This window comes from Novosphingobium anseongense, from assembly GCF_037482895.1.
Taxonomy (GTDB): Bacteria; Pseudomonadota; Alphaproteobacteria; order Sphingomonadales; family Sphingomonadaceae; genus Novosphingobium; species Novosphingobium anseongense.
The window spans coordinates 323,443-344,755 of sequence record NZ_JBBHJZ010000001.1 but is presented as its reverse complement, the minus strand read 5'-3'; the positions used below and the strand labels follow the sequence as shown (position 1 = coordinate 344,755).

Below are 21,313 nucleotides of genomic sequence, written 5' to 3'. Positions count from 1 at the left end.
GATGTTTCGTAAGGCGATCGTTCCGCTGGCCGGTCTCGCCGCAGCGCTGTCGGCCTCGGTCGGCGCGCTCGGCGACGCGCCCGAGCGCTGGTGGTCGCCCGGCGATGGCCGCAGCTTCCCGGCGCAGCTCGATTACACCAATGCCCAAGGCACCTTGCGGCTGCTGCTGACCGGCGGCGCGCTCGACACCAAGGGCCACCCCTTTTTCGAACCGATCGGCCGCAACGGCCGCGCCTGCGTCACCTGCCACCAGCCGGCGGATTCGATGAGCCTTTCGGCCGCCACCGCGCGCGCGCGCTGGGAGGAGACCCAGGGCAAGGACCCGCTGTTCGCGCCGTTCGACGGCTCGAACTGCCCCACCCTGCCGCAGGCCGAACGTAGCTCGCATTCGCTGCTGCTCGATCGCGGGCTGATCCGCGTGCAGCGCCCCTGGCCGGCCAAGGTGTGGAACGGCCGCAAGGTCGTGCCCGACTTCAAGCTCGAAACGGTGCGCGATCCCAACGGCTGCAATTCGGGGCCGAGCTATGGCCCGGCCGCGGGCAACGTCTCGGTCTATCGCCGGCCGCGACCGATCGCGAACATGAAGTACCTGCTCGCGGTGGGTTTCCCTTACGATCCCAAGCAGGGCTATGCCCTGCCGCGCGATCCCGAGACGGGTGTGGTGCTGTCGGGCAATCTCATGGCCGACGGCCGGCTCGGCACGCTCAAGCAGCAGATGACCGAAGCCAGCGACGCGCACCTACAGATGCTCGACAAGCTTTCGGACGCGCAGATCGGCCGGATCGAGGGCTTCATCCGCTCGATCTATGCCGCGCAGCAGACCAGCACCAAGGGCGGCGCGCTCGATACGCTCGGCGCCAAGGGCGGCCCCGCCAAGCTGCGCGATTCCGAACCCGGCGCCCTCGGCTCGATCGGCGAGCCCGTCTGGAGCGAATTCGCCGCCTGGGACAAGATCAGCCCCGAAGACGCGAAGACGCTGACGCCGGCGCAGCTCGAATTCCGCCGTTCGGTCGCGCGCGGCGCGCGGGTGTTCCGCGACAAGACCTTCCTGATCACCGACAGCTCGGGGATCAATTCGCGGATCGGCTTCGGCAATCCCGTGCGCAACAGCTGCGTGTTCTGCCACAACATGACGCAGATGGGGAACGACGTCGCCCCCGGCCAGGTCGACCTCGGCACCACGACCCTGCCCTTCGCCGATCCGATGCCCGACCTGCCGCTGTTCCGCGTAACCTGCCTCAAGACCCCGCATCCGCACTACGGCCGCGTGTTCTACACGATGGACCCGGGCTTCGCGCTGACCACGGGACGCTGCGCGGATTCGGGCAAGATCACCTTGCAATCGATGCGCGGGCTCTCGGCGCGCGCGCCCTATTTCTCCAACGGCCTGGCCAAGGACCTGCGCGGCGTCGTCGACTACTACGAGCGACGCTACAACATCGGCTACACCGAGCAGGAGAAGCAGGACCTCGTGAACCTGATGAGCGTGCTGTGATGAAGACTGTCGCCGCCCTGTTGATGCTCGCCGCGCCGCTCGCGGCCCATGCCGAGGAGACCGGCAAGCTCGTCCGCTTCGTCGCCTGCCCGACCTATCGCAACGCCGATTCCGGCCGCAAGTCGGGCTGCTGGCTGGTCGAGGATCCCGCAACGGGACGGCGCTGGGACACGTCGCTCTCGCCCTACAAGCCCGACTGGAACTTCGCCGTGCTGGTCGAGGGCAAGGTTGCAGCCGCCGGCCCCGAGGCCTGCGGCGCGCCGGTGCTCGATCCCGTGCGCACCTCGCGCCTGCTCGATCAGTCCTGCCCGCGCCACATGCTCCCGGCCGAGGGCTATCCGGGCCGCCGCTACAAGCTGTCGGGCCGCTACATCGACCCGCTATCGGTCGCCCGCGCGGTGCCGCCGGGTCCCTATGGCGAGCGCGTGTTCCCGGTCTATTTCGAGTTCGACAACGACTTCCTGATCTACCAGTACGACGACTACCTGCTCGACAAGGCCGAGACCTGGCTCAAGGCTGCGAAGCCCCGGAAGGTCGTCGTCACGGGCTATGCCGCGACCGACCCCGTGACGGTGTCAGGCCAGCGCCTGGCCGAACGCCCGCTGGTCGCGCGCGAGCGCGCCGAAGCCATAGCCGAGAGCCTGAGGCGCCTTATTCCGGAGCTCGTGATCGAAACGCGCTGGCAGACCGGCGCCAGGCCGACCGACGAGCCCGAGGCCGATGGCTTGCCAGGGCAATCGCAACGCCGTGTGGAGATCCGGGCGGTTTTCTGAGGCCAGCCTCGCTCCCGGAGCGGTGATCAGCGGAACAGCGCGCCGACGTCCTCGCACTCTTCCAACACCAGGATCTTCGCCGCCAGTTCCCGCACCTCGGCCTCGCTGCGCGGCCGCGCGGCACGAGCAGCGCAGGCGACGAACTTCTCGACGAGCGCCGCTTCGCCGAGCGGGCGGTCTGGGCAGCCGAGCGCGTTGTCGACCGCGGCTTCGCGCATGGCTCCGCCTGCCAGCCCGATCCGCAGGGCTCCGCCCGAACCGCGCTGCCAGCTGTCGCGCGGCGCTTGCCGGCAGGTGACCTTGGCGGCCAGCGCCAGCACGGCCGGATCGGCGAGCGCCGTCACATCGAAATCGTCGAGCCCCACGCGCCCGCGCGCCAAGGCCAGTGCCACGGTGAAGGGGATCGAGAACTTGGCGTCGATCGCCACGGCCGGCGCGCGCTTGCGTTCGATCGGTTCGACCAGCATCGCCTGGACGTCGTCGTGCTCGACCTCGATCGCCACCACCGCGGCGGGATCTAGCCCCTCGCGGAGTTGCAGCGCGAGTTCGATGAACGGATGGGTGCCGCGGCAACTCGGCCAGGCCTTGTAGGTCAGGTGCTCGATCCAGAAGCTCTCGCCGAGCGCTTCGGTCAGATCGGCGGGCGCGAACTTGCCGCCCGCATAGAGCGCGAAGAACCCCGCGCGGCCCTCGAGCGGCTGCTCGAAGCCAGCGACGCCCTCGCGCGCCAGCAGGGCGGACTGCACCGCCGCCTGCGCCGGAAAGGCCTCGCGCACGGCGCGCAGGACGGTGCCGGCGCTGTACTTGATCTCGCCGGGCATCGTCGCCTGGCATAAGGTGAGCGACAGGGCATCGCGTACCTGTGTCGCGTCGAGCCCCAGCAGGTTCGCCGCGCCGACGGTAGCGCCATAGGCGGCGAGCATCGGCGGCGGATACCACATGCCCGCCTCCATCGGCTGGCGCAGCGCCAGGCCCATGCGGCACGACAGGTCGCCGCCCAGCGCGAGTGCGGTCAGGAAACGCCTGCCATCGACGGGCGCCCCCGCTTGCGCCAGCGCGATCAGCGCGGGCACGAGGCTGGCGTTGGGATGCCCGGGCGCGCGGTCGAAGGCGTCCTCGAAATCGAGCGCATGGGCCAGCGCGCCGTTGGCCAGCGCCGCCATCGGCGCCGAGGCCGTGAGATCGGTGCCGACCACGGTGCATGGCCCCGCCCCCGTCGCCGCGGCCATGCGCAGGAACGGGCGGACTTCCTCGGCCAGCCCGCTCGCGCCGAGCATGACGCCGCTGGCGTCGAGCAGGACCAGCCTGGCGGCCTGCGCCGCGCTATCCGGCAGCATGTCCCAGGTCAGGCCGGCGACATGCGCCGACAGCGTATCGGAGAGGCTCATCGCACCACGTAGAAGTCGACGAGCACGCGATCGGGCTTGCGCACGCCGCGCGCGACGAAGACCGAGCGGCGCAGCCATTCGTGCTTGCCGGCAGCGACCGCGAAGCGCGGCGTCGTGCGGAAGTAATAGGCGGCCGGATCGACTTCCTCGCCGCGCGCGAGCCGGTCAATGACCTCGGGCTCGGCCACGCGCACGCCGGGATTGGTGATCTCGATCACCGTACCGTCGCTCGCCTTGACGAAATAGCGCGCCTCGATCCGCGTCAGGCCGTGATCCTCGATCACCTGCCAGTCGCCGCCGCCCGAAAGGACCTCGCCCGAAAGCATGGGGCCGGAAACCGTGCCGCCCGTGATCGGGATGAAGCGCTTGCGGCCGCCGTCGGCCTGGCCCTGCTCGATCGGCGCGGCGACCTGCACCGTGGCGGTGAAGGCATATTCGAGGCCGGGCGCCGGCGCTGCCGGTCCCGCTATTGCCGCACTTCCCGTCAAAGCCATTGCTCCCGCAGCCAGTATGCCCCGCATAGTCCGCCTCCGATCAGATCGGGAAATGACCGGGCTGGGTCTCGACCGTGATCCACCGCGTCTCGGTGAAGCTGTCGATGCCCTGGCGCCCGCCGAAGCGGCCATAGCCCGAGGCGCCGACGCCGCCAAAGGGCATCTGCGCCTCGTCGTGGACCGTCGGGCCGTTGACGTGGCAGATGCCCGACTTGATGCGCCGCGCGACCGAAAGCCCCTTGGCGGTGTCGCGCGTGAAGACCGCGGCCGAGAGGCCATATTCGGTGTCGTTGGCCAGCTCGATCGCATGCTCGGCGTCGCGCGCGCGGATCATCGCCACGACCGGGCCGAAGCTCTCGTCGCGGTAGAGGTTCATTGCTGTGGTCACGCCGTCGACCACGGTCGCGGGCATCAGCACCGAATCCGCCTCGCCGCCCGAAAGCAGCCTGGCGCCCTTGCCCAGAGCGTCGGCGATCAGGCCGTTGACGTGATCGACGGTCTTGCGATCGACCACCGCGCCGAGCGGCGTATTGCCCTCGCGCGGGTCCCCCGTCGCCATCGACTGCGCCTTGGCGCCGAACTTCTCGGCGAAGGCATCGGCCACGGCTTCGACGACGATGATCCGCTCGGTCGACATGCAGATCTGGCCCTGGTTCATGAAGGCGCCGAAGGCCGCGGCCTTGACCGCCTCGTCGAGGTCGGCGTCGTCGAGCACCAGCAGCGGCGCCTTGCCACCGAGTTCGAGCAGGCAGGGCTTGAGATGTTCGGCCGCGCGCTTGGCGATGATCCGGCCGACGTGGGTCGAACCGGTGAAGTTGATGCGCTTGACCTCGGGCGCGTCGATCAGCGCCCCTACCACCTCGCCCGCATCCTCGGGGGCATTGGTCACGACCTGGACCACGCCCTCGGGGAAGCCGGCTTCGGCGAAGGCCTCGATGATCAGCGCGTGGGTGCGCGGGCAGGTCTCGCTGGCCTTGAGGATCACGGCATTGCCGCAGGCGAGCGGCACGGCGATCGCGCGGACGCCCAGGATGATCGGCGCGTTCCACGGCGCGATGCCCAGGATGACGCCGACGGGCTCCTTGAGCGCCATCGAAAGGCAGCCCGGCTTGTCCGAGGGGATCACCTCGCCGGCGATCTGCGTGGTCAGCGCCGCGGCCTCGCGGACCATGCCCGCGGCGAGGCCCAGGTTGAACATGGCCCAGCCCGCGGTCGAGCCGGTCTCGGCCATCATCGCCGCGACGAACGCGTCTTTGCGGGCTTCGAGCGCGGCCGAGGCCTTCATCAGCACCGCGCGGCGGGCGTTGGGGCCCTGCGCCGCCCAGGCGGGGAACGCCGCGCCGGCCTTTGCCGCGATCGCCGGAATGTCGGCGGCCTTCATGGCGGCCGCGCTCGAAGCGACCTCGCCCGTCAGCGGATTGATGCGGTTGAATTCCATCTCGACTCTCCCGGAGATATTTCGCTATAATTAATAGCAATATGGCGAGGCGGTCAATTGGTTTCCGCGCGCGCCTGCCGCTGCGACAACCGCGGCGCGATGGACAAGAGGACGATCGCCGCGATCAGGATGCCGGCGCCAATGAGTTCGGCCGTGCGCGGCATGGCCAGACCCCAGAACCAGGCCAGCAGGACGGCACCACCAACCCCGGCAACGAGGCTGGCGGCGCGCTCCAGCGGCACGCAGTAGGCGTTCTCGCGCGGGTCCAGCAGGATGATGATCGCCAGCACCGAGATCACGGTGAGCGTGCAGCCGATCCAGAACAGCGGCCACATCACCGGATCGCTCCACACCGCGAAGAAGCCCCATTCGAGCTCGCCAGACTGTCCGCCGATGCCCGAGGCCGAGATCAGCCCGAGCACCACCACCGACAGCGGCAGGGCGATCACCTTCTCCTCGACGAAATAGCGTCGCACCGAGGCGGGATCGCCGCTCTTGGAGATCTTGGTCATCACCCACAGGCGCATGAAGTAGCCCACGGTGTAGAGCACCACGGTCAGGATCGCGAGCGGCGGCAGCTTGAGACCACCGCGGTCGAGCAGGGTGATGCACAGCGCGACCAGGACCATGGCCAGCGCCACCCACGACCACCAGCGCACCTTCCGGCCGAAGGCCATGTCGACCAGCGGCGCGATCACCAGCACGTCGCCGCGCATCAGCAACTGAATGAAAGGGATCGAGACGTCGGGAATGGTGAAGGACAGCGGCACCGTGAACAGCACCAGCGAGGTGCCCACGCCCGACATCAGCGTGTAACGCGTCGGCACGGGAATGCGCCGGCCGGCGATCTGCACGGCATTGGCATCGCGGTGCCAGCCCGAGAGCCAGATGAACAGGTAGGTCAGCACCAGGCTGACGATCAGCGAAGCAGGCAGAGTCTCCAGCCCGGTCAGCGGGCGGCCCAGCCCGGCATGCGGCGTGGTCGAGACCAGCCGCGTGATCATCACGTTGGGCAGATAGGCCAGCAGATAGAGGACGACGAAGCCCTCGAGCGGAAAGGCCGAGACGAGCGAGCGCCCGCGCATCATGCCGCCACCAGCTCGACCATGTCGGCCCCGGTCTGATAGCGCGCGTTGAGCCCGGCCTCTGCGGTCACCGCGGCCAGATAGTCGACCACCTGTCCGTGTTCCGCGCTGCCCGGCGCGACGATCCGCGGCACGGCGTCACGCCCGATGTAGAGCGGCAGCAGGCCGGCGCGCAGCAGCCTGCCCTCGCCGATCTCGAGCCGCGCGATCATCGACAGCCGCGCGGCCGTGGGGAAGTTGTAGAGCCCCTCGAAATCGGGCTCCCACTCCTCGGCCAGGACGCGGATCTCGTTCCAGCTCTTCGACTTGGCATGCTCCTCGTCCATCTTGAGATCGGTGGCGAAGTTGCACAGCGAATAGAACACGGGCTTGCCGTCGATCACTTCGCAGCCCTTGAGAATATGCGCGTGGCCGCCGAGGATCGCGTCGGCGCCCGCGGCGATCGCCGCGCGCGCGACGTCACGCTGATAGTCGGCGATCTCGGCGCGGACGAAATGGATGCCCCAGTGCTGCGAGACCACGACGACGTCGGCCGCAGCCTTGGCGGCGCGGATGTCGGCCTCCATCGCGGCCAGGTCCTCGCGGTGCGGGAAGGTGTGGACTCTCGCGGGCGTGCCCGGCTGGTCGTGCTCGATCTGCTCGTAGAGCGTATGCGCACGCATCGGCGCGCAGCCCGGGCGGCGCTCGTCGGCCCAGTAGGAATGCGGCAGGATCGACGAATAGGCGAGCAGCGCGACGCGCGTGCCGTCGCCCAGGGTGCGGATCACCGGCCGACGCGCCTCGGCGATGTTCGCGCCGGCGCCGACCACGTCCATGCCCGCGGCTTCGAGATGCCCGCGCGTCTCGAAGAAGGCCTCGCGGCCCCAGTCCATGCAGTGGTTGCCCGCCATCGAGATGACGTCGAAGCCCGCCCGCCCCAGCGCGGCGGCGCCTTCGGGTCGGGCCAGAACCGCGTGACGCGCCTGCGGGAGCCGTGTGCCGCTCTCGGCGAAGCTGGTTTCGAGCTGGCCGAAGGTAAGGTCGGCCGCGTTCAAGGCATCGCGCGTGGCGACGAAGCTGTCGTCGTAGTCGTCGCGATCCATCGCCAGATCGCCGGTCGCCAGCAGAATATGCGGCACGGGCTTCTCCCGACGCTGGCCTCGCACTCCCAGAGCGCGATTTAGCAATGCGTCATAGCAATTGAGCTAGCGCAGTTTGCAAGCGCTTTCAAGCCGCTGCTTGATAGCGTGAAATACTAGAGGAAGATGTCGTCGAAGTCGTCGTCATCCCCCGTCGGCGCCGCCGCTGCGGACTGCACCGGAAGATCGGGCATCGGACTGCGCGCCAGATGGATCTCGCGTTCGCGCGCCATCGTATAGGACTTGAAGATCGCCACGAGGATTTCGTCCTTGGCCTGGGCGACCGCCGTATCCTCGATCGGCGCGGACCAGTCGTCCTCGCCGACGATCAGCAGCATGCGCTGCATCGCCTGGTTGAGATCGCCGCGGCCGTCGAGGTCGAGCGTCGCCGAGCTGATCAGGTCGATCGCCGCACTCGAATCCTCGAGCGCACCGTCGAGCGACGAGTTCACCGCCTCGCAGCCCTGGCCGATCGCGCGCAGCGACTGTTCGAGCATCCGACGAATGTCGACCTGGTCGGCCAGATCGCTCTCGTTGCGCAGCGACTCGTTGAGCGCCCCCAGAGCGGCCAGGTCCTTGCTGATCGTCTGGATCGTATCGTTGAGCTGGCCCGAATAGCGGCGCACCTCGGTGGCGATCACGCCGATCGCCGGGCCGCTCTTGCGCGCATGCTGGCAGCGCAGGCGCACGTTGATCGCGACCTGCTCCACTTCGTCGCGAAGTTCGGCAACGACGCGAATGCGCTCGTTGAGCCCGTCGAGCGCAATGAGGATGTTGCGGACGATGCCCGAAACCTCGCCATTGGTCTCGCGCAGCTGCAGGGTCAGCTGCTCGACGATGTTGATGCCCTCATTCAGGCTCTGGAGGATCGTCGATCCGACCGAACCCTGATCGCCCTTGCCGCTGATGCTCAGCAGGCTGCGCGCGTCCTGGGCGATGCCCTGCATCGAGGCGCTGAGCCCGGCGATTTCCTTCTGAAGGCTGTCCATCGTGTCGGCAAGCTGCTCGGCGAGCAGACCGACGATCGTGACGGTCATCTGCCGTGCACTGGTTGCTTCGCCGGCACCGTGAGCCAGGTGATCCTCGAGCAGGGCCAGGCCGCTGGCGATGTGTTCGATGCGCTGGCGGGCATTGTCGCCGACCTGCAGCGCGACGAGCACCTGGGCGACGCGCGACTGCACGCCGCGGGCGATGTCGGCGACCGAGGTGACCGTCTTGGCGATCATGTCCTGGTAGTCGACCAGCGTCTGGGCGTCGCGCAGCAGACGGTTGGGCGCTGCCGGGAGGACCTTGGCGGTCTCGGCGCTGAGCTGTCCCTCGACGTCCTCGACCCGCCAGACGTCCTGCTTGAGCCGGTTGACCAGGTTGACCAGCGGCGTGAGCTCGTGCTCGCCCGCGGAAAGCTGGGCGCCGATGGAGTCGACCCACTTGTCGAAGGTCGGTTCCTCAACCGCGACGATGCGGATGTTGACCGAGAGGATGCGCAGCGCCGAGAGGATCTTGTGAATGCCGCCGAGCCCGTCCTCGAGATGAGTCACGGTCTGGCGGATGCCGACGAAGATGTCGTTGCGGCAGGCGCTGCGCTGCGGCAGCTCGGAGATCAGCCGCGCGGCGTCGGTCAGCTCGGCCACGGCCGCGCCGGCGTCGTCGGCGCCCAGCACGCCGGTCATGCCGTCGAGCCGCAGCATCAGCGCGTCGATCGTCTCGAGCATCGTGCCCAAGGTCGTGCCCGCCTCGACGAAACGCGCGTCGATCCGCGAGGCGACGCTGCTCAGCTCGAGCCGGATGACGCCGAGCGCTGCACCGATGCCGGCGGGCCCGACAGCCACGGCATCGTCGGCGATGATCTTGCTCTCAAACACGCAGTCTCTCCAATTTCTCTCAGGCTGCCGCAGCCTGCAGCACTTCGCGTGCGATCGACCCGAGCGGGACGATGTGATCCGCCGCGCCACGCGCGATCGCTTCCTTGGGCATGCCGAAGACGATCGAGGTCGCCTCGTCCTGCGCGAAGGTGCGCGCGCGCGCTTCCTTCATTTCGAGCAGGCCACGGGCACCGTCGTCGCCCATGCCGGTCATGATCACGCCGATCGCGTTCGAGCCCGCCGAACGCGCGGCCGAGCGGAACAGCACGTCGACCGAAGGGCGATGGCGCGAAACCAAGGGGCCGTCCTTGATCGATACGTGATAGCGCGCGCCCTGGCGTTCGAGCATCATGTGGCGGCCGCCCGGGGCGATCAGCACGTGGCCGCGCAGCACCGGATCGCCGTGCTCTGCTTCCTTGACGTCGACCTCGCAAAGCCCGTTGAGCCGCTTGGCGAAGGCCTTGGTGAAGGCCTCGGGCATGTGCTGGACCACGACGATGCCCGGCGCGTTGGCGGGCAGCGCGGTGAGCACCTCGCGCAAGGCCTCGGTCCCGCCGGTCGAGGCGCCGATGCAGACGACCTTCTCGGTCGTGCGGCTCATCGCGCGGCTGGTCGGCGGCGGCAGCACGGCGTCGGCGGTCAGCTTCTTCTCGGGCACGACCTTGCCCGCCGGTCGCGCCGAACGGCCGCGGATGCGGGCCCGGGCCGCGGCCTTGACGACGTCGCGGATCTCGAGGTGATGCTCGACGAGATGGTCGGCGACGCCGATCTGCGGCTTGAGGATGACATCGACCGCGCCGGCCTCCATCGCCTGGAGCAAGGTCTCGGAGCCTTCTTCGGTCAGCGACGAGCACATCACCACGGGAACCGGGCACTGGCTCATCAGCTTGCGCAGGAAGGTAATGCCGTCCATCCGCGGCATCTCGACGTCGAGCGTGATGACGTCGGGCACCTGCTGCTGGATGATCTTCGCCGCGGCGAAGGGATCGGCGGCCGAGGCGATCACCTCGATCTCCGGGTCCTGCTCCAGGATCGTCGTCATCGTCTGGCGGACGCTGGCGGAATCGTCGATCACCAGGACGCGGGTGCGGTTGTCCGTACGGGCTTTCGATAGGATCGGCATCAGTTCCTCCGGAAGACGGTGTTGGCGACCTGGGTCAGTGGCACGTCGAAGCCGAGGATCGACTCGGCGTGGCCGAGGAACAGATGCCCGCCCGGCTTGATGTGATCGCAGAGCCGGCGGACGACCGCCTCCTGCGTGACCTTGTTGAAATAGATCAGCACGTTGCGGCAGAAGATCATGTCGTGATCGCGATCCGCGGCGAACCGCGAATCCATCAGGTTCATGCGGCCGAAGGCAATCGCCGAACGCAGCTTGGGCGCCATGCGGATCTCGCGGCGCTTCGCGTCCTTGGCGACCATCACGTACTTGCGCCGAAGCCGATCGGAGACGGGTTCGACCAGTTCGGCCTCGTAGATGCCGCGCCGCGCGGTCTCGAGCACCTTGGTGTCGATGTCGGTCGCGGTGATGGCGAAGCTCGGCGTGCCGCGGCCGGTCAGCGCCTCGTCGAGCAACATGGCGATCGTATAGGGCTCGGCCCCGGTCGAGCAGGCCGCACTCCACACCTTGATCTTGCGCGAGCCCTGCTTGACCAGATCGGGCAGGATCGTGCCCATCATGTAATCGAAATGCTTGGGCTCGCGGAAGAAGTCGGTCTTGTTGGTCGTGATCGCGTTGATCAGGTGCTCGTCTTCGCCGTCACCGAGCTCGCCCGAGAACACCTTGTCGCAGTATTCGTCGAGATCGTCGGCGCCGACGATCGGCAGCCGCCGGCGCAGACGGCTTTCGACCATCGTGCGCTTGTTCTCGGAGATGATGATCCCGACACGCTCGTAGATGTGCGCGGCGATCCGCGAGAAATTGCGCGTCGAGAGATGATCGTCGACATTGATCGGCGCGCGCAGCGCCTGAGACCTGGACATGGGTGTTCCCGTTTCGCTCAGGCGGCCGCGGACATCTGCGACAGCAGCGTGGCGTCGTTGTCGCGTGAGAAGATCTGCGCGACGTCCATCAGCACGGTGAAGCCGGCATCCCGGCGCACGACGCCGAGGATGTAATCCGAACCCCAGCGCACACCGATATCGGGCGCGGCCTCGATCTGCTCGGCGGCGAAAGTGCTCACGTCCAGCACCTTGTCGACGACGAGACCCAGCGTCACCGTGCGGCCCGAAAGCGGCACGTCGACGACGAGGATGCGCGTGGTCAGCGTCGGCTCGGCCGTGGCGAGGCCGAGGCGCGCACGCAGATCGACCGTCGGCACGCCCTGCCCGCGCACTTCGGTGATGCCCTGAAGCCAGACCGGCGCGTTCGGGATGTGGAAGGCTTCGCTATAGTCGAGGATCTCGCGAACGAGAGTCACCGGGATCGCGAAGCATTCCGCGCCGAGCGCGAAGGTCACCGCCTGCATGGTGCTGTCCGTGGTCACGCCGCTTCCACTCCGAAATCGAGGTCGTCTTCGTCGGGTCCGCCGTTCGACAGGTCCAGCGAGAAGCCGCGCGCGCGCGCCTGCTGGTCGAGCACCGAGTTCGGCTTGACCGAAGCCTTCGGCGCAGCCTTGGCAGCGGTCTTCGTCCGGGCAGCAGGGGCACGGCGTGCCGGAGCCTTGCGCGTACCCTCGCCCGTCTTGAAGAAGGCGATCGAGGTCTGCAGCTCTTCGGCGCGGCCGGCGAGCTCGGTCGAGGTGCTCGAGATCTGCTCGGAAGCCGCGGCGTTCTGCTGGGTGACCTGGTCGAGCTGCTGGATCGCCTCGTTGATCTGGGCGACGCCGATGTCCTGTTCGCGGCAGGCGGCGCTGATCTCGCTGATCAGTTCGGCCGTGCGGCGGATGTCGGGCACCAGCTTGTTCAGCATCTCGCCGGCCTCGGCGGCGGCCGACATCGTGTCGGACGAGACCGAGCTGATCTCGGCCGAGGCGACCTGGCTGCGCTCGGCGAGCTTGCGGACTTCCGAGGCGACGACCGCGAAGCCCTTGCCATGCTCGCCGGCACGGGCGGCTTCGACCGCGGCGTTGAGCGCGAGCAGATCGGTCTGGCGCGCGATCTCCTGGACGATGCCGATCTTCTCGGCGATCGTGCGCATGGCGGCGACGGCCTTGTCGACCGCGACGCCGCTGGCCTCGGCATCCTTCGACGACTGGCGCGCGATCTTCTCGGTCGTCGCGGCGTTGTCGGCGTTCTGCTTTACGTTGGCGGCCATCTCTTCCATCGAGGCCGAAGCCTGTTCGGCGGCGGCGGCCTGCTCGGTCGCGCCCTGCGAAACCTGCTCCGACGTCGCCGAGAGCTGCTCGCTGCCGGCCGAGACGCTGGTCGCGGCTTCGAGCGATTCGCCGACGACGGTGCGCAGGCGGCTGACCATATTGACCAGCGAGTGGCCGAGCTTGTCCTTGGCCGACAGCGGCTCGTACTCGACGGTCAGGTCGCCGCCGGCGATCTTGTCGGCGAGGCTCGCCGAGACGCGCAGGCTGGCGGTCATCTTGTTGACCGTGCCGACGAGGTCCTTGATCTCGTCGTTCGAAGTGACGACGACTTCCTGGTCGAGATCGCCGATGGCAACCGCGTCGAGCGCCGTGCTGACGCGCTTGAGGCCATTGGCGACAGTCCGCGAAATCCACAGGGCACCGGCGATGGCGATCAGCAGAGCCAGCGCGGCAGCGCCGAGCACGGCAGTGCGGGCGGCGGCATAGAGCGCGTTGGTGTCCTCATCGACCTGCTTCATCTCGACGTTAGCGGCTTCGACGAGCTTCTTCGCCTGTTCCGAAATCGAGAGCTGGACCGGGCGGCCCGAAACCAGCGAGACCTCGGCCGAAGCGACCTTGTCACCCTGGCGAGCGAGCGTACGGGCCTTTTCGTCGAAGGTCTTGTACTCCTCGAACTCGGTGCGCAGCTTGCTCCAGATGTCCTTGGTTTCGGGCGTGGAGAGCTTTTCGCCCTTCTCAAGAAGGGTCTCGAAGTCCTTGCGATAAATGAGCGACTTGCCTTCGAGCTCGTCGAGCATCTTCGGATCGCTGGTCAGCGCCATGGAACGCGCCTGGCGCGACATGTCACCGATCAGCCCCTGCGCCTTCTGGGCGACGGTGAGCCGTTCGACCGGACCGTTGATGATCTCGGTGATCGCGGTGTTGAGCGTCGACATCCGCGAGATCGCGATGGTGCTGACGACGAGCAGCATGATGGTGACGATGGCGAACGTTGCCGCCAGCTTGAGCTTGATTGTGGGTCGCATGATTATGGGTTCCCTGACGCGGGCGAATTGCAGTCAATTCGAAGACGGGTGGATCGAGAGCTGGGGATCGCCCGCCAGCCTTGGGGGGTGAAGGTCGGTGGGGCATCCCGGAAGGATGCCCCGTTTTTGATCAGGCGGCTTCGGACCCGAAATCGAGGTCGTCGGCATCCGGACCACCGCTCGACAGATCGAGGGTGAAACCGCGGGCGCGGGCCTGCTGGTCCTGAACCGAATTGGCCTTGGCCTTGAACGCCGGCTTCGCCTTGAGCTTGACCGGCGTACGGGTCTTGGCCGGCGCGGCGCGGCGTGCAGACGAGATGGCAACGCTGCCCGCACCGGTCTTGAAGAAGGCGATCGAGGTCTGCAGTTCCTCGGCGCGACCGGCAAGGTCGCTCGAGGTGCTGGAGATCTGCTCGGAGGCCGCAGCGTTCTGCTGGGTGACCTGGTCGAGCTGCTGGATCGCCTCGTTGATCTGGGCGACGCCGATGTCCTGTTCGCGGCAGGCAGCGCTGATCTCGGAGACGAGCTCGGCCGTGCGGCGGATGTCGGGCACCAGCTTGGTCAGCATCTCGCCCGCTTCGGCCGCAGCAGCAGTGGTTTCGGACGAGACCGAACCGATCTCGGCCGCTGCCACCTGGCTGCGCTCGGCGAGCTTGCGGACTTCCGAGGCGACGACCGCGAAGCCCTTGCCGTGCTCGCCGGCGCGAGCGGCTTCGACCGCCGCGTTGAGCGCGAGCAGATCGGTCTGACGCGCGATCTCCTGGACGATGCCGATCTTCTCGGCGATCGTGCGCATGGCGGCGACGGCGCGGTCGACGGCGATCCCGCTGGCCTCGGCATCCTTCGACGACTGACGCGCGATCTTCTCGGTCGTCGCGGCGTTGTCGGCGTTCTGCTTCACGTTGGCGGCCATCTCTTCCATTGAGGCCGAGGCCTGCTCGGCCGCGGCGGCCTGCTCGGTCGCGCCCTGCGAAACCTGCTCCGACGTCGCCGAGAGCTGCTGGCTGCCGGCCGAGACGTTCGACGAGGCGGCGTTGGCCTCGCCCACGACGTCGCGCAGACGGTCGATCATCTCGTTAACGTGACCCAGCAATTCGCCGATCTCGTCGTTGTTGCGGATCTCGACCATGCGGGTCAGGTCGCCTTCGGCCACCTGGCGCAGGGCATCGCCGGCGCTCTTGAGACCGCGCGAGATGCTGAGCGAGAGATAGAGCGCGGCGCCGATCGTCAGCACGAAGGCAAAGCCGGCCATCGCCAAGGTCATCGTGCGCGCAGCCTGGTATTCGGCCGAGGCCTGCTCGTCGGCAGCCTGCATCATTTCCTGCTGCTTCTTCACCAGGGTTTCGATCGTGCCCGAAAGCGCCTTGGCGCGGACGCGCGATTCACCCATCGACAGACGCGCGGCGCCCGACCGGTCGCTTGCCGCGAGCGCCCGCACGCGGTCGCTGATCGGCAGGAATTCGGCATACTGCTCCTGCAGCTTCGACCAGAGCGCACGGGTCTGCTCCGAGGGCTTGGCGTTGGCCTCCTCGATGAGCTGATGGACCTTGCCACGCCAGGTGGAGATCGATGCCTCGAACTCGGCATCGCCGCGCGGATCCTCGTTCATAACGAGGTTCTTCTCGCCGCGGATGATCATGCCGACGCCGGCATCGATGGCGCGGGCGCGATCGAGCTGCTTGGCCGGGCCGTTGACGACGCGCGACATGGCATCGTCCATGGCGCTCATGCGGCTGAGCGAGACCGCGATGATCGCGGCGAGGATGATGAGCAGGAGCGCGAAAGTCGCGACCAGCTTGAGTTTGATTGTTGCACGCATTTTGGTTGCGACCTTTGTTAGTGCGTGATGGAGGGCATCGACGGCACGCCGCCGCCGAGAACTGAAGAGAAGATGGCGTTGAGGTCCGGCAGGACGATCACGCCCTCGGGCCGGCGCACCAGCCCACGGACGTAATCACGCCGCCAGCGCATGCCGACGGCCGGCGCGGCCTCGCTGGCCCCGCGGTTGAGCGCGGCGACTTCGTGGACGCTGTCGGCACGAATGCCCATCTGGATGGGCTCGCCTTCGACCGCCATCTCGATGACGACGATGCGGCTTTCCAGGGTGGTCTCCGCCGCCTGCATGCCGAAGGCCATGCGCAGGTCGGCGAGCGGAATGATCTTGCCACGGAAGTTGACGACACTGCCGACGAGCGGGTGTGCGCCAGGCACGCCGGTCTCGGGCAGCAGATCCAGGATTTCCTGCACCTGCGCGGCTTCGAGCGCGAAAGTCTCGCTTTCGAGATCGAAAGTCAGGACGTCGAGGTTGCCCTCGGCATCCCAGGGGATGAGGCTATCGGTCATGGCTTATCCGGCGGCGCGAAGCCGCTCCTCCTGTTGCTGGCCGATGGTGATGAGTTGGGCGATGTCGAGGATCAATGCGACCGAACCGTCGCCCAGGATCGTCGCCCCGCTGAAGGTCGATACGTCGCGGTGGAGCGTCGACATCGACTTGATGACGGTCTGGTACGAACCGACGATCTGGTCGACGACCAGGCCCACGCGCTCGCCGCTGCCGGTCGAGATCACGACGATCTTCTGGAAGACGTCGGGCTTCGTGCCGGTCGCGAACATCTCGCGCAGGCGCAGGAACGGCACGAGCCGGTCGCGCAGGGTGATGAAGCTGCGACCGCGCGAACGCAGGTCTTCCTCTAGGCTCAGCTCGAGGCATTCCTCGACCGCCGCGAGCGGGATCACGTAGTGCCCTTCGCCCACGCGGACGAGCAGGCCCTCGATGATCGCGAGAGTCAGCGGGATGCGCAGCGAGATCGTCGAGCCTTCACCGGGCTTGCTGGCGATGTCGATCGTGCCGCGCAGACTTTCGATCGTGCGCTTGACCACGTCCATGCCGACGCCGCGACCCGAGAGGTTGGTCACCTGGGCAGCGGTCGAGAAGCCCGGCTGGAAGATCAGCTGATAGAGCTCCGGATCGCTGAGCACCTGGCCCGGCTGGATCAGGCCGTTGCCCTCGGCCTTGGCGCGGATGCGGTCGCGGTCGAGGCCCTTGCCGTCGTCCTGGATCGAGATGATCACTTCGCCGCCCGACTGCTGCGCGCGCAGGCGCAGGATGCCGGCGGCGAGCTTGCCCGCGGCCAGGCGATCGTCGGCGGTTTCGAGGCCGTGGTCGCACGAGTTGCGGATCAGGTGGATCATCGGATCGGCGAGACGCTCGATCACGGTCTTGTCGAGCTCGGTGCTCTCGCCCTCGGTGATCAGCTCGATCGTCTTGCCCGTCTCGTGCGCGAGGTCGTGGACGAGGCGACGGAAGCGGCCGAACAGAGTCGAGACCGGAACCATGCGCAGCACCATCATCGTGTCGCGCAGTTCGGACGACAGGCGTTCGATGTCTTCCGAGACCGAACGCAGCGCGGCATGGGCGCTGCCCTGGGCGATCTGCGAGAGACGGCTCTGCGCGATGACGAGTTCGCCGACGCGGTCCATCAGTTCGTCGAGACGCTCGGCGGGAACGCGAACGTTCTCGGCCGGGCGCTCCTTGGCCACGGCAGGCGTGGCGGGAGCGGCCGGAGCCGGAACCGCCGCCGCTGCGGGAGCAACGGGTGCGGACGGCGCCTCGACCGTTTCCACCGCAACCTCTTCGGGCTCGGCCGTGATCGGTTCGAGCTGCAGTTCCATGTCGTCGATGACGAACATGAAGACGTCGTCGATGTCGTCACGGCTCACGTCGCCGTGAAGGGTGACCTCCCAGCCGAAATAGCACTGGGTCGGATCGAACTGGTCGAGCGGCGGCAGGCGGTCGCGCAGCACGGCGACGCGCGCCTCGCCGAGTTCGCGCAGTTCGTCGATCAGGCCCAGCGGGTTGAGGCCGTTCACCATCGCCTCGCCGGGCAGGTAGAAGCGTAGATGCCAGCCGGCATTGGCCGGTTTGACCGGAGCAGCCGCGACGACCGGCGCCGCAGCGACGACCTCGGTGTCCTCGTCGTCCATCGCGGCGCGCAGGCGATCGAGAATCGCTTCGCCCGCGGCATCGCCCTTGGGCGCCGCGGGATCGAGCAGCACGGCCATGTGGTCCTTGGCGGCGAGGATCGCGCCGACCAATTCGGCCGTGGCCGCCGCCTTGCCCTTGCGCACGAGATCGAACGCGGATTCGCAATGGTGGGTGAAAGCGGCGAGCGCTTCGAACCCGAACATCGCCCCCGAGCCCTTCAGCGTGTGAAGGCCCCGAAAGACGGCGTTGATCAGGTCCGAATCCTGAAGATTATGGCCGAGGTCGAGCAGATCCTGCTCGACCTGGTCGAGCAGGTCGCCCGCCTCGACCAGGAATGCCGCAACCGGATCGTTCGAACTCACCGGCTCAGAACCTTCGACACGACGCGCAGCAGCTGGTCGGGCACGAAGGGCTTGACCAGCCAGCCGGTCGCGCCGGCGGCCTTGGCTTCGGCCTTGACGCCGTCGTCGGATTCGGTGGTCAGGAACAGGATCGGTACGCCGGTCTGGACCGCGCCCTTGCGGATCTCGCGGATCATCGAGAGGCCGTCCATGTTCGGCATGTTGAGATCGGTCAGGATCAGGTCGAAGCGCTCGGCGCCGGCCTTGGCAAGGCCGTCCTGGCCGTCGCTCGCCTCTGTCACCTTGTAGCCGGCGCCGGTGAGCGCGATCTTGATCGCCATGCGAAGGCTGGCCGAGTCATCGACCGCAAGAATGGATGCAGACATTATTCGCTTACCTCACCTGTCCAGAATTCGATGTCGGATTGGTCCGCCCCTTCCAGGTATCCGCACCGGGAAAGCAGCAATGTGATGGGTTCGTGGCCGCGTGCGCTCAGCGCGAGCGCCCGGCCGGTACCGGCGCGGTCGTTGCGGTGGGCGTCGATCAGTTGGATGAAGGTCAGATCGACCTCGTCGAGTTCCGAGACGTCGATCAGAACGTCGTCCTCGACCTGCAGCGCCGCGAGGCGCCCGGCGAATTCCGCGACCGTGCGCGTGGTGACACAAGTCCCCGTCGCAAGTTGAACTTGCACGCTAAAAACCTCCGGATCCTGTAAAAAGATCAGATTTCGTATCTGATGGAGGTCTTCTATCGACTAATGGATAACATAGCGTTTAGGTTACCATCAGTTGATACAACACGGTTTCCAAATACTTCTTCATAACCGTTATTTATACCAGTCGATGAATTAAGAAACGATTCACCATGGAATTCGCGCACAAATGCACACAACAGCAGCGGTAACTACGTAAATTCCCTACAGGTAATTACCGCAGGACTTTTCCAGCACACGCAAAAAGTCGCGCCGCCGATCCGTATTCGGTGGAGGTCAGGCGAAGCGCGCAGGAGAATAAGGAGCGGGATCGACCGCGCCCGGCAACTCGCCGAGCAAGAGTCGCGCCGCCAGATCGGCGGCAGCGGGCGCGGTCTGGATGCCAAAGCCGCCCTGCCCCGCGAACCAGAAGAAGCGCGGCGACGCAGGATCGAAGCCGTAGACCGGCAGACGATCGGGGGCGAAGCTGCGCAAGCCTGCCCAGCGATGCTCGACGTGCTCGACGGTCCAGTCGACGACCTCGCCGAGCCGATCGATCGCCGTGGCCACGTCGATCTCCTCTGGCGCCGCATCACAGGGCTCGCTCGGTGTCTCGTCGTGCGGGCTCAACCAGATGCGCCCCGCCTCGGGCTTGAAGTAGAAGCGTTCCGACAGATCGAGCACGAGCGGCAGATCGGCGGGCGCCTTGGGAGCGACACGCAATTGCGCGACCGTCCGGCGCAGCGGCGCGATGCCGAGGGGGGCGAGTCCCGCCAGCTCCGCCACGGTATCAGCCCAGGCGCCCGCCGCGTCGACGAGCACGTCGCAGGTCAATTCGCGCCCGTCGGCGAGCACGATCCGCCAGCCCTGGGCTTCTTCGAACGCCCCCGCGAGCCGGGCCGTGCACCACAACGCAACGCCCGCCCGCTTGGCCAGGCCGAGATAGTGCTGGTGAAGCCCGGCGACGTCGATGTCGGCGCAGCTCGGCTCGAATGCGCCCAAGATCCAGTCGGGACGCAGGCCGGGAACGTTCGCTTCGAGCGCGACCCGGTCGAGCACTGCCATCTCGACTCCGAGCCCGGCAAAGCGCGATGCGAAGCGTTCGAGTTCGCGCTCCTGTCCCGCGCGCGCGATCGTCAGCGCCCCGCGCGGACCGAGAAAGCCGTTGTCGCGCAGATATGCGCCTGAGGCCGTGGTCAGTGGCTGGACGTCCGGGCCGCCGTAGCTTTCGGTCCAGAACGCTGCCGATCGGCCGGTCGCGTGATAACCCGGCCGGTCCTCGGCTTCGAGCAGCAGCACCCGCGCGCGGCCTCCAAGCGCGGCCGCGAGAGACGCCCCTGCCATGCCGGCCCCGACGACGGCGAAATCGTAGCGATCGGCCATGTCAGGATGCCGGCGCGCTGCGCGCGAGAAAGTCGTCGATGGCGTCGAGCGCCCGGTCTCGCACCAGATCGCCCTCGCGCAGGAGTTCGTGGCGCGCCTCGGCACCGAAGCGCACGAGTTCAGCATGGGGCAACCGCGCCACGGCGCGCTCGATGGCACTATATTCGACGAGTTGATCCGCGCTCGTCGCCAGGACGAGCACAGGAGTGTCGACCGCTTCGAGCGCGCCGCGGCGATCGAGCGATCGGATCGAAGCGAGCGCGGCGGCGATCCAGCCCCAGGACCCCGGCCCCATCATCAGTTCAGGACGCTCCTGCCGCCACCAGATCTCGTCGGCATAGCGCGCGGCATCGTGCGTCAGCAGCTCGATGCGGCTGGCCGGCGGCTCGCCCGGCTTCTCGCTCCACTTCCAGGCCGGCCGGCGCGGATCGCCGAGGCTCCGCATCAGCCGCGCCGCCACGTGAAGCAGGCCGGGAGGCACCTGACGCGGATGCAGGCCGAGCATCGGCGCGGTCAGGATCAGCGCTGCCGGATCGACCCGCTTCTCGACCAGGGCGCGCAGCACGAGATGCCCGCCCATCGAATGTCCCACGAGCACGTGCGGTCCCGGCGTCTCGCGCGTCCACTCCGCCCAGAAATCGGCAAGGTCTTCGATCCACAGCGCAAAGTCGTCGACATGGCCCGTGACCTCGTCGGTGCCGAGACGGCCCGAACCGGCCTGGCCGCGCCAGTCGGCCGCGGTCACCCGCCATCCGCAGGCATGCCAGTGGCCGAGCGTTTCGAGATACTTCTCGTAGGCGTCTCCGCGCCCCGGCATGAACAGCAGCGAGCCGCGCGGACGATCCGCGACCTGGTCCCAGTCGATCCGACGGATCGCATGGCCATCGCGCGCCAGCCAGCGGCTTTCGCGCGCCTCTCGCGCGATCGCGCGGCGGTCGAGCGCGCGAGGCGCGCAGACCTGGTCCAGGCTCACGCGGT

General features: G+C 67.7%; 19 protein-coding genes. 2 read left to right on the top strand and 17 right to left on the bottom strand.

The window, feature by feature from the left end; genetic code table 11:
* Position 1 precedes the first annotated feature (1 nt).
* Both WG901_RS01625 and WG901_RS01620 read left to right on the top strand, forming a co-directional pair.
* Entirely contained in the window at positions 2-1,495 is a 1,494-nt protein-coding gene (locus tag WG901_RS01625; RefSeq protein WP_339585278.1) for a hypothetical protein, read from the top strand.
* Positions 1,495-2,268 (top strand): OmpA family protein, encoded by a 774-nt coding sequence (locus tag WG901_RS01620; RefSeq protein ID WP_339585277.1) that lies wholly within the window; start codon positions 1,495-1,497, stop codon positions 2,266-2,268. Before WG901_RS01625 ends, WG901_RS01620 begins: the two co-directional genes overlap by 1 nt.
* A gap of 26 nt (positions 2,269-2,294) precedes the next feature.
* Here the strand turns inward: WG901_RS01620 and WG901_RS01615 are convergent, their stop codons facing one another.
* The 17 genes from WG901_RS01615 to WG901_RS01535 form a co-directional block, all read right to left on the bottom strand.
* The gene (locus WG901_RS01615) at positions 2,295-3,656 is read right to left on the bottom strand and encodes an MmgE/PrpD family protein (RefSeq protein ID WP_339585276.1); all 1,362 of its coding nucleotides are present in this window, start codon (positions 3,654-3,656) and stop codon (positions 2,295-2,297) included.
* Positions 3,653-4,150, bottom strand: a complete 498-nt coding sequence (locus WG901_RS01610) for a DUF3237 domain-containing protein (RefSeq protein WP_339585275.1) — start codon at positions 4,148-4,150, stop codon at positions 3,653-3,655. Before WG901_RS01610 ends, WG901_RS01615 begins: the two co-directional genes overlap by 4 nt.
* A gap of 40 nt (positions 4,151-4,190) precedes the next feature.
* Positions 4,191-5,588: an aldehyde dehydrogenase gene (locus WG901_RS01605; RefSeq protein ID WP_339585274.1), complete on the bottom strand. Its 1,398-nt coding sequence runs from the start codon at positions 5,586-5,588 to the stop codon at positions 4,191-4,193.
* Positions 5,589-5,641: 53 nt separating this feature from the next.
* Positions 5,642-6,676, bottom strand: coding sequence for a hypothetical protein (locus tag WG901_RS01600; RefSeq protein WP_339585273.1), 1,035 nt, complete (start codon positions 6,674-6,676; stop codon positions 5,642-5,644).
* Complete coding sequence (locus WG901_RS01595) at positions 6,673-7,791, bottom strand: CapA family protein (protein WP_339585272.1); 1,119 nt, start codon at positions 7,789-7,791, stop codon at positions 6,673-6,675. Before WG901_RS01595 ends, WG901_RS01600 begins: the two co-directional genes overlap by 4 nt.
* A gap of 116 nt (positions 7,792-7,907) precedes the next feature.
* Entirely contained in the window at positions 7,908-9,653 is a 1,746-nt protein-coding gene (locus tag WG901_RS01590; RefSeq protein WP_339585271.1) for a hypothetical protein, read from the bottom strand.
* A 19-nt stretch (positions 9,654-9,672) separates the two neighbouring features.
* Entirely contained in the window at positions 9,673-10,776 is a 1,104-nt protein-coding gene (locus tag WG901_RS01585) for a protein-glutamate methylesterase/protein-glutamine glutaminase (RefSeq protein WP_339585270.1), read from the bottom strand.
* Positions 10,776-11,636 carry a CheR family methyltransferase gene (locus WG901_RS01580; protein ID WP_339585269.1) on the bottom strand — a complete coding sequence of 287 codons (861 nt, stop codon included), beginning with the start codon at positions 11,634-11,636 and terminating at the stop codon, positions 10,776-10,778. Before WG901_RS01580 ends, WG901_RS01585 begins: the two co-directional genes overlap by 1 nt.
* A 17-nt stretch (positions 11,637-11,653) precedes the next feature.
* A complete protein-coding gene (locus WG901_RS01575) occupies positions 11,654-12,139 on the bottom strand; it encodes a chemotaxis protein CheW (RefSeq protein ID WP_417602118.1) in 486 nt (161 codons plus the stop codon).
* Complete coding sequence (locus WG901_RS01570) at positions 12,136-13,935, bottom strand: HAMP domain-containing methyl-accepting chemotaxis protein (RefSeq protein WP_339585268.1); 1,800 nt, start codon at positions 13,933-13,935, stop codon at positions 12,136-12,138. Before WG901_RS01570 ends, WG901_RS01575 begins: the two co-directional genes overlap by 4 nt.
* Before the next feature lie 130 nt (positions 13,936-14,065).
* Positions 14,066-15,754 carry a methyl-accepting chemotaxis protein gene (locus WG901_RS01565; protein ID WP_339585267.1) on the bottom strand — a complete coding sequence of 563 codons (1,689 nt, stop codon included), beginning with the start codon at positions 15,752-15,754 and terminating at the stop codon, positions 14,066-14,068.
* A gap of 17 nt (positions 15,755-15,771) precedes the next feature.
* Positions 15,772-16,278, bottom strand: a complete 507-nt coding sequence (locus tag WG901_RS01560) for a chemotaxis protein CheW (protein WP_339585266.1) — start codon at positions 16,276-16,278, stop codon at positions 15,772-15,774.
* Between the two features lie 3 nt (positions 16,279-16,281).
* Positions 16,282-18,282 carry a chemotaxis protein CheA gene (locus tag WG901_RS01555; protein WP_339585265.1) on the bottom strand — a complete coding sequence of 667 codons (2,001 nt, stop codon included), beginning with the start codon at positions 18,280-18,282 and terminating at the stop codon, positions 16,282-16,284.
* Positions 18,279-18,647 (bottom strand): response regulator, encoded by a 369-nt coding sequence (locus WG901_RS01550; protein ID WP_339585264.1) that lies wholly within the window; start codon positions 18,645-18,647, stop codon positions 18,279-18,281. The genes WG901_RS01555 and WG901_RS01550 overlap by 4 nt, the downstream gene beginning before the upstream one ends.
* Positions 18,647-18,952 (bottom strand): hypothetical protein, encoded by a 306-nt coding sequence (locus tag WG901_RS01545; protein WP_339585263.1) that lies wholly within the window; start codon positions 18,950-18,952, stop codon positions 18,647-18,649. Before WG901_RS01545 ends, WG901_RS01550 begins: the two co-directional genes overlap by 1 nt.
* A 297-nt stretch (positions 18,953-19,249) precedes the next feature.
* On the bottom strand, positions 19,250-20,335 hold the full coding sequence (locus WG901_RS01540) for an NAD(P)/FAD-dependent oxidoreductase (protein WP_339585262.1): 1,086 nt from the start codon (positions 20,333-20,335) through the stop codon (positions 19,250-19,252).
* Between the two features lies 1 nt (position 20,336).
* Positions 20,337-21,308, bottom strand: a complete 972-nt coding sequence (locus WG901_RS01535; protein WP_339585261.1) for an alpha/beta fold hydrolase — start codon at positions 21,306-21,308, stop codon at positions 20,337-20,339.
* Positions 21,309-21,313: the final 5 nt, after the last annotated feature.